This window comes from Maribacter polysiphoniae, from assembly GCF_003148665.1.
In the GTDB taxonomy this organism is placed as follows: domain Bacteria; phylum Bacteroidota; class Bacteroidia; order Flavobacteriales; family Flavobacteriaceae; genus Maribacter_A; species Maribacter_A polysiphoniae.
Genome location: NZ_QGGQ01000011.1, coordinates 21785 through 36929, shown reverse-complemented (window position 1 = coordinate 36929; position 15145 = coordinate 21785). Strand labels below are relative to the sequence as shown.

Annotated in this window: 13 protein-coding genes; 11 read left to right on the top strand and 2 right to left on the bottom strand. The window is 40.9% G+C overall.

Annotated elements, in window-relative coordinates; all coding sequences use genetic code 11:
- Positions 1–158: 158 nt before the first annotated feature.
- Complete coding sequence (locus LX92_RS18030) at positions 159–1472, top strand: OmpP1/FadL family transporter (RefSeq protein ID WP_109653626.1); 1314 nt, start codon at positions 159–161, stop codon at positions 1470–1472.
- Positions 1473–1526: 54 nt separating this feature from the next.
- Here the strand turns inward: LX92_RS18030 and LX92_RS18025 are convergent, their stop codons facing one another.
- Both LX92_RS18025 and LX92_RS18020 read right to left on the bottom strand, forming a co-directional pair.
- A complete protein-coding gene (locus LX92_RS18025) occupies positions 1527–3824 on the bottom strand; it encodes a TonB-dependent receptor domain-containing protein (protein WP_109653624.1) in 2298 nt (765 codons plus the stop codon).
- Between the two features lie 89 nt (positions 3825–3913).
- Positions 3914–4291, bottom strand: a complete 378-nt coding sequence (locus tag LX92_RS18020) for a hypothetical protein (RefSeq protein ID WP_146197864.1) — start codon at positions 4289–4291, stop codon at positions 3914–3916.
- 131 nt (positions 4292–4422) lie between these two features.
- On the opposite strand from LX92_RS18020, the gene LX92_RS18015 reads away from it, so the two are divergent.
- The 10 genes from LX92_RS18015 (at position 4423) to LX92_RS17975 (ending at position 15100) form a co-directional block, all read left to right on the top strand.
- Positions 4423–5133 carry a DUF542 domain-containing protein gene (locus tag LX92_RS18015; protein WP_109653620.1) on the top strand — a complete coding sequence of 237 codons (711 nt, stop codon included), beginning with the start codon at positions 4423–4425 and terminating at the stop codon, positions 5131–5133.
- The gene (locus LX92_RS18010) at positions 5133–6107 is read left to right on the top strand and encodes a DUF438 domain-containing protein (protein WP_109653618.1); all 975 of its coding nucleotides are present in this window, start codon (positions 5133–5135) and stop codon (positions 6105–6107) included. The genes LX92_RS18015 and LX92_RS18010 overlap by 1 nt, the downstream gene beginning before the upstream one ends.
- A gap of 323 nt (positions 6108–6430) precedes the next feature.
- A complete protein-coding gene (locus LX92_RS18005) occupies positions 6431–7762 on the top strand; it encodes a cytochrome ubiquinol oxidase subunit I (RefSeq protein WP_109653616.1) in 1332 nt (443 codons plus the stop codon).
- A 2-nt stretch (positions 7763–7764) separates the two neighbouring features.
- A complete protein-coding gene (cydB, locus tag LX92_RS18000; RefSeq protein WP_109653614.1) occupies positions 7765–8841 on the top strand; it encodes a cytochrome d ubiquinol oxidase subunit II in 1077 nt (358 codons plus the stop codon).
- 200 nt (positions 8842–9041) lie between these two features.
- Positions 9042–10499: an NAD(P)/FAD-dependent oxidoreductase gene (locus LX92_RS17995; RefSeq protein WP_109653612.1), complete on the top strand. Its 1458-nt coding sequence runs from the start codon at positions 9042–9044 to the stop codon at positions 10497–10499.
- 11 nt (positions 10500–10510) lie between these two features.
- Positions 10511–10648: a hypothetical protein gene (locus LX92_RS22500; protein ID WP_170117887.1), complete on the top strand. Its 138-nt coding sequence runs from the start codon at positions 10511–10513 to the stop codon at positions 10646–10648.
- A gap of 415 nt (positions 10649–11063) precedes the next feature.
- On the top strand, positions 11064–11522 hold the full coding sequence (locus LX92_RS17990) for a C2 domain-containing protein (protein WP_109653610.1): 459 nt from the start codon (positions 11064–11066) through the stop codon (positions 11520–11522).
- 370 nt (positions 11523–11892) lie between these two features.
- Positions 11893–12546 carry a uracil phosphoribosyltransferase gene (gene upp, locus LX92_RS17985; protein ID WP_109653608.1) on the top strand — a complete coding sequence of 218 codons (654 nt, stop codon included), beginning with the start codon at positions 11893–11895 and terminating at the stop codon, positions 12544–12546.
- A gap of 145 nt (positions 12547–12691) precedes the next feature.
- Positions 12692–13996, top strand: coding sequence for a TolC family protein (locus LX92_RS17980; protein ID WP_109653606.1), 1305 nt, complete (start codon positions 12692–12694; stop codon positions 13994–13996).
- 27 nt (positions 13997–14023) lie between these two features.
- Positions 14024–15100 carry an efflux RND transporter periplasmic adaptor subunit gene (locus LX92_RS17975; protein ID WP_109653604.1) on the top strand — a complete coding sequence of 359 codons (1077 nt, stop codon included), beginning with the start codon at positions 14024–14026 and terminating at the stop codon, positions 15098–15100.
- The last annotated feature ends 45 nt before the right edge of the window (positions 15101–15145 follow it).

Below are 15145 nucleotides of genomic sequence, written 5' to 3'. Positions count from 1 at the left end.
GGGGTCCGTATTTTCAGTATATGATAATTGTCATTATATCAGATTGTTATGTTCTTTATTTTTAGAAAGGCTATTATATAATCGGTAACAGGTAATGGAATGGAAGTAACATAGGGTTGCTTCGATATCGGCGGTTGTTGCCCCTAAAATCAACGTAAATGAAAAAATCAACACTAAATTTCGTCTTTATGATCTTTGCTACTGCAGCCTTGGCCCAGTCGGGTCATATTATGCAGGGGGTCGGAGCTGTCAACATGTCTATGGGTGGCGCTGCCACAGGGCAACCTTTGGATATCTCGGGAGCCTTACAATGGAATCCAGCTGCTATTTCAACTTTTGATGATAAAATCATAAAATTTGATATGGGACTCTTCTTCTCATCGCCCCAATTGTATTCAACAGTCCCGGAATTTGATGGGGAAGGACAACCCACAGGTAATTTTTTCAGTGGAACTACCAAGGATGACAGGGGTGTTTCCCCTATGCCTGCCTTGGCAATGGTCTGGGGTAAGGAGGGTAGCAAACATACTTTTGGGGCCTCTGCTTTTGGTATCAGTGGTTTTGGGGTTACTTTTCCCGAGAGCACAACCAATCCTATTAATATGCCACAGAACATGGGTGGCTTTGGGGCAATAGAATCCGATTATATCCTATTGCAAATAGGGTTTACCTATGCTTATGAAATTTCGGACCAGTTTTCAATAGGCGTGGAACCGACTTTCAATTATGCCACCCTGGAGTTAATGCCCAACCCAACGGCTAATCCGAGCCAAACCGCAGGTTACCCTTCAACAGACAAGGCAACTGCTCTCGGTTTTGGGGCACAATTCGGTGTTTTTTATGATTCTGGTAAAGGGTTTAAGGCAGGTGCCTCGTATAAAACCACACAAACCTTTGGGGATTTTGAATTTGACAATACTTATCTGGATGGTTCTACCGGAACCAATGATTTCAATATGGATTATCCAGCGATATACTCCCTTGGTTTAGGGTACTCTTTGGGTACTATTGATTTGGCTTTGGATTATCGCTTGGTCGATTATGAGAATACCGATGGTTTTGCTGAAACGGGATGGACACCCACAGCATCGGTCGCTGGTTTTGGATGGGAGAATATATCAATTATCTCTGCGGGAATCCAATATAAGGGGATTGAAAAATTACCTCTTCGATTGGGGTATACCTATAGTAGTAATCCAATCAATGATGAGGTTACCTTTTTCAATATTCCGGCTACGGCAGTAATAAAGAATGCTTTCCAGGTTGGTTTTTCGTATGAAATAAGCGATAATCTTGCCTTGGACGCTGTCTATCACCACGGTGCTAGTGGTGATGCTACCAGTGGACCATTATTGAACCCTATGTTCATTCAGGCGTATCCACCATATGGGGCCATTCCAGGAAGTGAGGTTTCCTATGACATGACCACTGATATGATAATGTTGGGCATTGCCTATACCTTCAAGAAGTAACTAATATGCAATACATTGTAAAGAAACGGGGGCATTTGCCCCCGTTTGTATTTATTAAAATTTGTATTGGACAAAGGCCGATAGGTTTCTACCGGGATCATTTATGGGTGTCCTGCCAAAATCAGCCTGATTGTTGAATGAGAAATTCAAATGGTTATGATAAGTCTCGTCAAAAACATTCAATGCTGCCACGCCCAAAGTCAGGTTCTTGAATGGGACAACGCCCAAGCGAAGATCCAAGACCTCATAACCGGGTGTTGAGGTTTCACCAAAGGAAGAAGAGATATCATCCTGTTTTGCGGTTATCCTATAGGTGGCATTCACCCAAAACCGTTCTTTCTCAAATCCAAATTTAAAACTAGTGGTCAAAGGGGGCACTAGGGGTAATGATTCATTCAAATCCTTGTTTTTGGCATAGACATAGGCCAACTCCGTCGTAAAATTAAAATCATTGAGAAAGTCAATTCCAGCGGAAATCTCAAAACCGGTTTTATAGGCTTCATCCAGGTTTCTGAAAACCTTTGGATTTTTAGGGTCATTGGTAGGCATGAACTTTCGGGTCTGGGTTTCATCGATTACCGCAACGATATAGTTTTCATAATAAGAATAATAGAATGAACTACTGTAATTAAAGCGGTCGTTTGAATTCTCGGAGAAGGGAAGTTTGCCGGAAAATCCAATTTCGAATTGATTGTTCACCTCGGCATCCAAATTGGGATTTCCTATATATTCATAGGCATCTTGACCAACGGTAAAATGATTGATCACCCGCTCTATCATATTGGCCGAACGAACGCCCCGCCCATAGGCAAGTTCCATGATGAATAGCGTGCTTGGGACATATTTTAAGGAAACCGTACCACTCACGTTATGTTCGTTACGTTTATCCAAATCGGGATATAGCGCAGCGAAATCAGCTTCGGGGTCTTTTATTTCCGAAGTGACCAAATCATAGCGTAACCCTGCGGTAAGGATCGTGTTGGCAGACAGCATGTATTTGCCCTCGGCGAAAACTCCAAGGTCATTGATATATGAATCTTGCCACACTTTGTCGATAAACTCCACCGGGGTTTCCAATGGCCCCATCATATTCCGCTTCACCAATCGCGTGCGTTCACCATCCCTGGCAATATGCATGGCATCCAATCCTGTAAACAAAGTGAATTCCTCACTTGGTTTTAGCTTGAATTCGATTTTACCCCCTGCGGTGGTCGCATTGATTTTAGACACGGCATCGGTCATCATAAAACTGGGTCGGTTGGTATTGCTCATGATATGGTCTACATAACTATAATATAGTTTTGCATCCATGGTCTTGAGCGTACCGTTTAGTCCCGTAAGTTTATAATCCAAAGAAAGAATACTACTGTCATCCAAATCCGTATCCATGGGCAATCCGGCATGCAATACATCCCTACCGTAAGATTGTCTCCAATGGGCCTGTAAGCGTTGGTTTGGTGTAAAATTATAACCGGCCTTTAATCCGTAATCCAAACTTCGGAAAGAGGAAGGGACCTCAGTGCCATCCCCATCCTCATAATTGCCGAAATCCCTAAAGCCAATATTTCCCGTAAGGTCATATTTTTCAGTGGCTTGTTGTAATCTGGCCATGGAAACCAATGAACCCCCATTACTCTCATATCCTGCATGTACACTTCCGTGTAAACCATAATCACTGGCATCCGGTACTTGGGTAACCATATTGACTATGCCACCAAAGGTGGATCCATAGCGAACGGTGTAGGGCCCTTTGATAATCTCTATTTTTTCAATTTCCTCAGGAATGACATGGGTTGTAATGGGGTCCATTCGGTTAGGGCAGGCATGCATGGCCTTGGTGCCACCATCGAACTGAACGTTCAACTGTTCATATTGTGAAGCCCTAAAGCTGGGGTCATTGGCGTAGTTACCCCTTTTTATTAGGGCAAATCCATTTACATCGTTAAAAAGGTCAGCTACGTTACGCGGCTGTACGATCTTTTTTACATAGTCATTGGTTTCAACGGTAAAAACCGGGTCCATTTTGGAATCACCGCTAACGATAACACCGGAAATACTAATGGGTGCTTCTATGAGATAGAACGATTCCACATCTTTCCGAGGTGTTATAAATTTGTCAATGCTCTGAAATCCTAAATGTGAAATGGTTAGGGTAGCCCCTTTTTCAGGAATGCTTACTTCAAAGAATCCTTCGGCATCCGAATAACCGATGGCTTTATTGTTCAATAGAATATGGGCTTCCTTTACAGGTGTATTATTGGTATGGTGTAAGACTTGACCTTTGTAGTTTTGCGCACTTATCCAGTGACCGAACAAGGTACAGGCAATCACCATTAAATGTTTTGCATTCATAGTTGATTCTTTTAGTTAAAGTGTAATTAATGTTGAATTGGAATACGGGGAATCGTATTGTTCAACATAGAAAATAAAAGGAGTAAACACTATGAACGTGGCGGGTGTATTTCTTTCTTTTGGAAGTTGTAATCGTAGTTATTCGTGTAATGGTAATTGGCCATAGTAGGTTCGCGGCCAACATTAAAATCAAAGGCAGGACTTTTTTCTAAAAATAGAACGGTTTCATTTTTTAAAAGCTCAACATTTATAGGCGGATTGTCATCTTTAGACTCCTGTAAGAGCATTTTTGCCAGATAACACTTACCATCGCAGTGTAGTTCGGGACGCTCCTTGTTTTCACAGTATCGCTCAATAAAATCATCGGTGAATAAAGCATAATAGCCTAAGGTGCCGGCAACCTTTAGGCTACTGGCGAGGGTTAAAACCAAGAATAACGTCGTTATGGTTCTAGAATGGTTTCTCACAATACAAAGTTAATGTAACTTTTTGTTCATAAACTGACATTTATCATAATTTCAGTTTAGCGAGACCAATACTTTTGTATTAAAGACAAAAACATCTTTTAATCCTTAATTAAAAGAGCATTACAGGTTGTATGGAAATAGTAAAAGAAAATACGATTGCCGAAGTGGTTTCCAAAAAACTCGGGTCAGACCATATTTTCAGTAAATATAACATCGATTTTTGCTGTGGGGGAGGGTTGACCCTAGAGGCCGCATGTACGGAAAAAGGCATAACCTTCGAGACGTTAAGGCAGGAAATTGAGTCAATGAACAATAAAATTGTTGGTACTTCCAGTTTAACCGATCGTGACCTCGGTTCCTTAATGCAAATGGTAAAGACCGAATATTACCCAACTATTGATCATAGTTTTAAGGAAATACTGCCATTGGCTTCCAAAGTAGCTGATGTTCATGGTGCCGGACATCGTGAAGTTGTAGATATAAAGGAACTTCTCCAGACTGTTGGAATAAGTCTGGATAGGACTTTTGCCAATACGTTAAATAGACTTTTTCCTGCAATCGATACCATTTTGAGTTTAGACAATCCAAATGCGGAAATAACCTTTAAACAGCTAGAAGCACTTAAAGGGGCCGTGGAAAGGATTACTGCTGGGCAAAGTTTTATAGAAGGGGTATTCCATAAAATAGCAAATCTATCATCAAACTATACCGCACCGGAGGAAGCGTGTAATTCGTATCGGTACTTATACCAAAGCCTACAACAATTAGATAATAAAGTGCATGGATATATGCATTTCGAAAAACATGTTTTAGTACCCAAAGCTTTAAAAATCATAGCATAATGAATTCATTTTTACCCACTGTTGAAACATTGCCCAAAGGGCATCCTATTAGTGTCTATTACGAGGAAGGGGCCTTGATCAATGATTTGTTGATGGAACTTCAAGAATCCGACCCTGTAGAGGATTTTGAAAAGTATTTCAATATTTACAATCAACTCACCACTATTGAAAAAAGATTCGCACGTAAGGAAAATCAACTGTTCCCATACCTGGAAAAACATGGTTGGAAAGGGCCAAGTCAGGGCATGTGGTCTTTTCACGATAATTTAAGAGATCAAATGCGATTGATCAATACGTACAATTCGGAAAGAAACACAGAGAAAATCGTGGATAACCTGCCGTACCTCATTGATGGGATAAAGCGACTAATGAGCATTGAGGATATGCGTTTGTTCCCTACGGCATTGGAATTATTGACAGAGGATGAATGGAAGGAATTCTATCAAGGGGATGAGGAAATTGGTTGGATGTTGTTGGAAAAACCGGCTCCTTATCCAATGGTTGAGGATACCTATGTGCATCCGAGTGAAGATTTTAAAAAGCGCGATCTATCCTTTTCCCTAGAGAATACCTTTCATTATGACGAGGGTTATATGACTCCGGAACAGGTTAATCTATTGTTGCGTTTTTTACCTGTGGACATTACCTACGTAGACGAAAATGACAAAGTTATTTTTTATAATAGGGGTGATGATAGGGTTTTTGCCAGGAGTAAGGGGATTATAGGAAGGGAAGTCCGTTTTTGTCATCCCCCCAAGAGTGTTGATATGGTTCTTAGGATTGTGGATGAATTTAAGGCTGGAACTAAAGATGTCGCTGAATTTTGGTTCAATTTTAAAGGTAGGGTCATACATATCAGATATTTTGCTATCCGTGATACGGACAAAAACTATAAGGGGGTCATTGAAATGTCCCAAGATATTACAGAGATTCAAAAGTTGGAAGGACAAAAGAGATTGTTGGATTGGGATTAACTATTTATCCCGTGTTTAAATAGGATTTTTTCATTGATGGTTCGAGGCCCTGTGAATTTATTTCACAGGGCTTCTTTTTTATCATGGGAGTGGTTATATCCTTCATGATTCATCTTGGTTTAAGTTGGAGGGCGATCCTTGGATACGGGGGGATGATTATTTTGTAAATTCCAGGGTGTAAAGTACACGCTGGGGAAACTTTTTTTTTAATTTTATACTACTGTAACAATGGTTACGGTTTTTCTCTTATGGATCAATGAAATTTGGTGCTTCTTAACTTGATTTCATAGTCTATAAAAATAATCCATTTAAAGATCCTCGGTATGGAAGACATGCTTTTTTATGATCGAATGCAGTTTGCGTTCACTATTACCTTTCACTATCTTTTTCCACAATTGACCATGGGACTTTCGCTGATGATCGTCTATTTCAAATGGAAGTTCTTAAGGTCTAAATTGGAGAAGTATAACGAGGCGGCTAAATTTTGGATGAAGATTTTTGCCCTGAACTTTGCGATGGGGGTTGTTACCGGAATTCCGATGGAGTTTCAATTCGGTACCAACTGGGCAAAGTTTTCCGAGCTTACTGGGGGGATTATTGGGCAGACCTTGGCTATGGAAGGCATGTTCTCCTTCTTTTTGGAGTCTTCTTTTTTGGGACTGTTTCTTTTTGGGGAAAAGCTGTTAGGGCATAAATTGCACTTTGTAACCGGTTTTCTGGTCTTTCTGGGGTCTTGGGCGAGTGGATTCTTGATTATTGCGACCCATTCTTGGATGCAATTCCCTGTGGGTTATGAAATAATGGAAAACGGGAAGTTCGTTCTCAATAATTTTTCGGCCCTCTTTTCCAATCCTTGGTTATGGCCTTCCTATCTGCATAACCAATTGGCTTCCGTAATTACCTCATCTTTCGTGGTAGCTTCCATAGGGGCCTTTTATATTTTAAACAAAAAGCATAGTGAATTTGGTCAACTGTTTGTAAAAACCGGCGTTGTTTTTGGATTGATATCCAGTGTGTTGGTTGCTTTCCCAACAGGGGATATGGTTGCCAAGAATGTAGCAAAACACCAACCTGTGACTTTCGCGGCCATGGAAGGTATTTTTGAGACAGAGCAGGGAGGTTCTGAGATTGTGTTGATCGGGCAGCCCAATATGCTTGAGAAAAAATTGGATAACAAAATTGCGGTGCCCAATATCCTTAGCTTTCTGACCTATCAGGATTGGGATGCGGAAATTAAGGGATTGAATGAGTTTGATGCCAAGGATTATCCTACCAACGTGCCAGGACTCTACTATTCCTATCATATTATGGTGGGACTAGGGACGATTTTCATAGGGTTGATGCTTTTGGCTACCATTCAATTATATCGGAAAAAATTATATAAAACAAAATGGATCTTGTGGTCGCTTTTATTTATGCTGCCATTTCCATACATCGCCAATACCACGGGTTGGTATACTTCGGAATTAGGACGGCAACCATGGTTGGTTTATAATTTAATGCGAACCTCCGCAGGGGCATCCCCAACGGTTTCCTCAGGAAACACCCTATTCACATTGCTCGGGTTTATTGGGCTTTATCTGCTTCTTGGACTCTTGTTCCTTATGTTGGCTGGAAAAATTATCAATAAAGGTCCTCACATTTTAAAACATTGAATATGGAATTATTTTGGTATATCGTTTTAGTGATAATGTTGGCCGTCTATGTTATTTTGGATGGTTATGATTTTGGGGCGGGAATCATCCATCTGTTTTTCGCGAAAACCGAGAAGGATAAAAAAGCCATTACCAGTGCTATAGGACCCTTTTGGGATGCTAATGAAGTCTGGCTGATTGCCGCAGGAGGGGTTCTGTTTTTCGCATTCCCAACCTTGTATGCCTCTTCTTTCAGTGGATTTTATCTGCCTTTGATCATGATTTTATGGCTGCTTATTTTTAGGGCAATAGGATTGGAATTAAGAGGGCAAGTGCATAACAGGATTTGGGAAGTAATATGGGATAAGGCGTTTGGGGTGGCTAGTTTGTTATTGGCACTTTTCTTCGGTGTGGCACTGGGCAATGTTGTCAGGGGTGTTAATTTGGGTATGGTTGAAAATGGGGTGTCTACCCAAGAGGCCCATTATTTCTTTTTACCCTTGTGGAACCCCACTTTTAGTCCACAAGCAGAACACCTGGGCATTATTGATTGGTTTACACTGTTCTTGGGTGTGGTTAGTGTGGTCGCTTTGACGATTCACGGTGCCAATTGGATTATCTTCAAAACAAACTCCAGTATAAACGACAGATTAAAGCGGGTGGTGTTTATCCTGAATTTTGTATTGCTCGCCTTGGTTGTGGTCTCCTTGTTGATTTGGCATATTATTGAACCCGATCCTTTTCAGAATTTCGTACAATATCCCTTAATGTGGTTATTCCCGATAATAACGTTTGTTGGGTTGTTCGGTTTGTTCAAAGTACGGACTTTTAAAAAGCATGGCATGGGATTTTTGTTTTCCTCCTTGTTTTTGTTGGGAGGTTTGGCCTCTACCGTGGCTTCGATATTTCCCAAACTACTGCCCTCGACCAATACGGTTAACCCATCATTGACACTGTACAATGTGGCTGCCCATGAATATGGACTTTCTGTTGGTATGAATTGGTTCTTTATAGCCTTGGTGTTGGTTATTTTCTATATGGTCGTCCAATACCGGGTTTTTAAAGGTAAAATGGATGATGTGGGTTACGGGGAACATTAAGCTATTGAGGCGCCTTTTGTTGTATTTATCCCCTTCATTCTTTAAAAAGGCCTTAAATTGTTGTAAGTGTAACATAAGTAGCAGTATAAGTTTCATTTAAACTCAATCTTTACAATAGTAATGCGGATAGGGCACATGATATCAATCATTGCTCCTCTCTATTGTCAGAAGTAATTTTATTGAAATTTAAATAATCAAGAATGTCTAGAATTGTTGTTTTGGGAGCTGGCATCTCCGGGCACGTCGCTGCGACCCATTTACGCAGAAAATTATCCAAGGAACATACGGTTACGGTAGTTTCCCCCAATAGCAATTACCAATGGGTACCTTCCAATATATGGGTAGGTATCGGACGTATGGAACCCAAGGATATTATTTTTCCTTTGGAGCCCCTATATAAAAAGAAAGGCATTGAATTTAAACAGGCCAAAGTCGTTACCTTTCATCCAGAAGGGGACACAGAAATAGACAAACCCTTTGTTAAGGCCGAGTATGTTGCCGGGGAGGCCAAGGGCACTACCGAAAAAGTCACTTACGATTATCTTATCAATGCTACGGGTCCAAAATTGGCTTTTGAAATGACCGAAGGTCTAAAGCCAGCCACCCATAAAGCATATTCTGTTTGTACCTATACCCATGCAACCGAAGCATGGCATGCTTTGGATCAATTGATCCAGCAGATGAAACAAGGTAAGAAAGCCAAAATATTAATTGGGACCGGCCATGCCAAATCTACCTGTCAAGGCGCTGCTTTTGAATATATTTTGAACGTGGAACAAGAATTGAATAGGCATGGGGTAAGGGACATGGCAGAGCTTACGTGGATAGCCAATGAACCCCAATTGGGTGATTTTGGAATGGATGGCATGTTGCTCAGTTATGGTAGCAATATTATGAAATCGAGTGAGTTGGTCGAGATGGTCTTTGAGGACCGGGGAATTAAATGGATCATTGGGGCTGGCGTCAATAAAATTGAGGAGGGTGTAGCCCATTATGAAACATTGGATGGCGAATTTCATACGGAAACCTATGATTTTGCCATGTTGATCCCTGCTTTTTCTGGACACGGATTTAAGGCATACGATAAGAATGATCAAGATATCACGGAAAAACTGTTTAGAGGGTTTATGATCGTGGATGCTGACTATACACCCAAACCTTATGAGGAATGGTCTGTACAGGATTGGCCAGAAACCTATCAAAATCCCTCTTACGCGAATATTTTTGCACCTGGAATCGCTTTCGCACCTCCACATGCGATTTCAAAACCAAGGGTCAGTAAAAACGGAACCCCAATATCCCCGGCACCACCGCGTACAGGTATGCCTTCCGGTATTACTGCCAAGTTGGTCGCGGATAATATTATAGATACGATTAAAAAGAAAAAACCATCGTTGCACCATAAGGGTTCAATGGGTAATATGGGGGCTGCATGTATCGCTTCCTCTGGATACGGAATAACAAAAGGTAGTGGCATCAGTATTACCACTTTCCCTATCGTTCCCGATTTTAACAAATATCCGGACACGTATGGTCGAAAGTTGGGTAAAACCTTTGGGGAAATAGGTTTGGCGGGTCATTGGTTAAAGTTGGCCCTTCACCATGCCTTTTTGTACAAGGCCAAAATGAGACCTTTTTGGTGGTTGATCCCAGAATAAAAATTTAGAATATGACACGTAGAATATCGAAAAGAAAACGGTTTATAATGATGAATCCCATCATTCAGTTTTTTAAGTTCATTTATTTAAGTTTAAAAATATTGGTCATTGTTGCTGGTGGCCATGGGGGTACCCGCGAGGTACAATAAACACCCCTAATTTCATTGATTTGTTTGGTTGTTGAAAAAAGGGCACTTACATCGATTGAGTAGGTGTCTTTTTTTGTGTAACAAAAGTAGCGGTGGGGTTTTGTTTTTAATTGCAATTTGCTATCGAAGTAAGAACTATTGAAATTCGAGGATATAATACAATTTTGGAAGGTGCCAAGGAAAAGTAAGGCCCTTGATCAATTGTAGTTTAACGATAAATTGATCAGTGCCCATTGGTCAATTTTGTTTGGTTGTTGATAAAAGCATTCGCCGATCGGCGGATGCTTTTTTATGGTATACCCTTATATGTAAAAAACATCAAACCATTCCCTTTGTACCTTTCACCTGATCATAATCATTGTACTTGATTAATTACTGGAATAATTTCGCCCAGATATAGTTAAAAGATGACATCATGAAAAAAATAGTGCTTTTGGTCGTATTTGTTGTACTGGGAACCACCGCTTTAACGGCCCAAAAAGGAAGTAGGGGGTGGGGACAAAATTCCGACTACGGTAGAATGTACAACCCGAATACAGTGGAAACCCTTATAGGTACGGTAATTGGGGTTGAGAGGATAGAGCAGAACAATAAAATGTCCCAAGGCCTATATTTGAGTGTTAAAACCAAAACGGAAACGATATCGGTTCACTTGGGGCCAACATGGTATTTGGACAATCAGGTTATCCAATTTCAAAAAGGGGATGAAGTGCGCATAACCGGTTCTAGGATAACCTTCCAGAATGCGCCCGCCATTATCGTAAAAGAAGTTGAGAAAAATGAGCATGTCTTGAAACTTAGGAATGATAATGGATATCCCGTTTGGAGTGGATGGCGAAAAAAAGGCATGGGAAACAGAATAGGGAATAGTTAAGTAGTTGAATGTCCCATCGTATTCAGGCTAACAATAGGTAAAAGGTCTGTAAGGGGGCAAAGCACTGCTTATCCTTTTTAGGATTTTTGTTACGTGGGCTATTTCCACATTAATTTAGTTGTTAATAAGAAGTGCCCGACAGCCGTCGGGTGCTTTTATTATCAATTTAAGGATACATGGGCATTCCCCAAGGATGGTGTAATAGTGAAAAAATGGAGAACGTAATTGAACAAGATTAAAGCCCATGGATTTTACGGGTCGGCAGGAATCAACGATTGGTTTTACACTAAGAATGGTAAATGGATTTTTTCTTTTTTTGTTAATAAAAACTACCAATTATGACGTATTTTAGAAGCTAAAAACAAGGTTTATGATATTACATGATTTTGAGTCCGGATTTTCAGTGTTGAATCGTTTTATTGCCGAAATCCGTGATATCGAGATTCAGAAAGACCCTATGCGATTTCGACGGAATATCGAACGCATCGGAGAGATTCTGTGTTATGAAATGAGTAAGACCTTGGGGTATGAAAACAAGACCGTACAGACACCACTAGGGACCAAGGATATCGCATTGCCCATGGATGATCTTGTACTCTGTTCGGTATTAAGGGCAGGAATCCCATTGCATAATGGGTTGTTGAATTATTTAGACCGTGCAGAAAACGCCTTTATTTCGGCCTATAGGCACCACCCCAATGGAGGGGATGATTTTGAGGTCATTGTAAAATATTTTGCAGCACCCAGCCTGGAAAACAAAACCTTGGTGTTGACCGATCCCATGTTGGCTACGGGTAGAACCTTGGAGAATGTATTAAAGGCTCTGAAAAGCCATGGACAACCCAAACAAATCCATATTATTTCGGTAATTGGGTCTAAACAGGGTGTAGACTATGTAGAAAAGGTCTTTCCTAAAGACACGCATTTATGGATTGCGGCCATTGATGATGAATTGACCAAGAAGGGGTACATAGTTCCCGGACTTGGGGATGCAGGTGATTTATCTTATGGAGTTAAACTTTAGCTAATCCATAGCATATTTGGCCTATGCCTATGATCTGATTTTCCCGTAACGATTTTTTTGGGTAACAAATGTTACAACCCAAGGTAACATAAGTTACTGTTAGGTTATGTGACACCTTCTAATTTTACCACAAATTAATTGAGTGATGAGGAGAATACTTTTAATACTTGCATTTTTCATTGTTTTAACGGGAATACGGGCACAAGAAACAGTCTTGATTACCAAGGATGAAGTGCTTACTAAAGTGCTTGAGGGGAATAATGCCCTCAAAATATCGGAACAGGAGGTTTTGGCGGCCAAGGGAGACTATATGCAAAGTAATGCTGTGTTGCTACCCAATATCAGTATTTCCCATACAGGGATAGCCACTACAAATCCATTAATGGCCTTTGGTTCAAAGTTGAACCAGGAAATATTGACCCAAGCTGATTTTGACCCCCTATCGCTTAACGACCCCAAACAAATAGAGGATTTTGCTACGCGTATCGAAGTACAACAACCTTTGTTGAATTTTGATGGACTCTACCAGCGAAAAGCGGCTAAAGCCAAATGGAACGCCACACAAATGCAGGCAGAACGCAAGCAAGACTATATACAATTGATGGTCGATAAGGCCTATATGCAATTACAACTATCCTATAAAACGGTTGAAGTACTCGAAAAAGCAAAGGAAGCGGCTCTAGAGAATAAAAGGTTGGCCGATAATAGCTTTAAACAGGGGTATTTACAAAAATCGGATGTTTTGGCCGTTCAGGTGCGGGTTACTGAGATCGATAACCAGCTGCAATATGCCTTAAGCAATATTAAAAATGCCTCGAACCAATTATCGGTCTTGATGAACGATCAAAGCTATATCATTTTGAAACCTGCAGATTCATTGACTGTTCTTACCCAAGATGTGGATTTTGATGTTTTGCCGGAAAACAGGAAGGATATTCTTGCCATGTCCTCAGCCTCTGAGGCCTACCAGCAAATGTACAGGTCCGATAAAATGAGTTTTCTTCCACGGTTGAATGCTTTTGGTACGTATGAGTTGCATGATGACGGTGTGTTTCAGGCCGATGCGGAAGGCTATCTGTTCGGGGCCGAATTGAAATGGGATATTTTCGCAGGTTCAAAACGTTTTGGTAAGGCAAAGAAAAGTAGGGCCGAATTCGAAAAATCGAAATTGGAACTCAACCAATATAAAGCGGAAAGTCAGGTAGAGCTGAATAGGGCCATACGTATGCTTCAAGATGCCAAAAACAACTTGGAGCTTACGGCTCTTGCTTTGGCACAGTCTGGGGAATCGTTAAGGATCCGAACCAATAGATTTGAACAAGGATTGGAGAAAACCACTGATTTATTGATGGCGGAAACCCAATATGCACAAAAGCGGTTGGAGTATTACGCCACCATTTTTCAACATAACTATGCACTGGCATATGTACAATTTTTAACCAAGGAATAATTCAACAGTAAAAAAATAAACATCAAGATGAGGAATACGTATTTCATAGGATTGATCACGCTTGCACTTTCCATTGCCAGTTGTGGGGATGGGAAAAAGAAAAACATAGCGGAGAATACCCCAATAATAAAGGTGTCGGTAAATTCGGTATCCGAAGAAGGCGGGGATTCTTTCTTAACAACAAGTGGTAAGATCGAAGCTGTAAACAGCGCCAATTTGAGTACCCGAATGATGGGTTATGTCGATAGGATATATGTGAATGTAGGCGATAAGGTGCAAAAAGGCCAGCAGTTGATCAGTATCAGTAATGCCGATCTTTCAGCAAAATTGGCCCAGGTCAATGCAGGTATTACCGAAGCAACGGCTGCATATACCAATGCGGAGAAAGATTACAACCGGTTTATGGCATTGTTCAGTGAAAATAGTGCCTCCCAAAAGGAATTGGATGACATAACAGCCAATTATAATATGGCCAAAGCCCGATTGGAAGCAGCCAAACAGATGAAGAATGAGGTAAATGCCCAATTTTCATATGCCAATATTCGAGCGCCTTTCAGTGGTATCGTAACTAATAAGTTTATCAAGGAAGGGGATATGGCGAATCCTGGTATGCCTTTGTTGGAAGTGGAATCACCTGGAAAATTTCAAGTAATGGCCATGGTACCGGAAAATGAAATACTCGAGATCAAGGCCAATACAACGGTGGATGTGATATTAAAATCCTTGAATGAAACGGTTAAGGGCAAGGTGGTTGAAATAAGCACATCGTCCAAGAACACGGGGGGACAATATTTGGTCAAGGTAGTTTTAGACAAGACCGATGCTGGGATTTTATCGGGTATGTATGCCACGGTACGTTTTCCTATCGCCCAGAAAAAGAATGCCCAATCGGTTATGATCCCAAAAGAAGCGATCGTCAACAATGGGGAACTAACGGGGGTTTATACCGTTAGCCAGAGTAATACGGCCTTGTTGCGATGGTTGCGATTGGGTAGGACCATGGGGGACCAGGTTGAGGTACTATCCGGTTTGACATCCGATGAGCAATATATCGTATCGGCGGAAGGCAAATTGTATAATGGAGCCAAAATCAGTATCCAATAGTAAATTTTGCGTTAGGGATTGAGCCATTGTTGGAGCTCTTTTTTG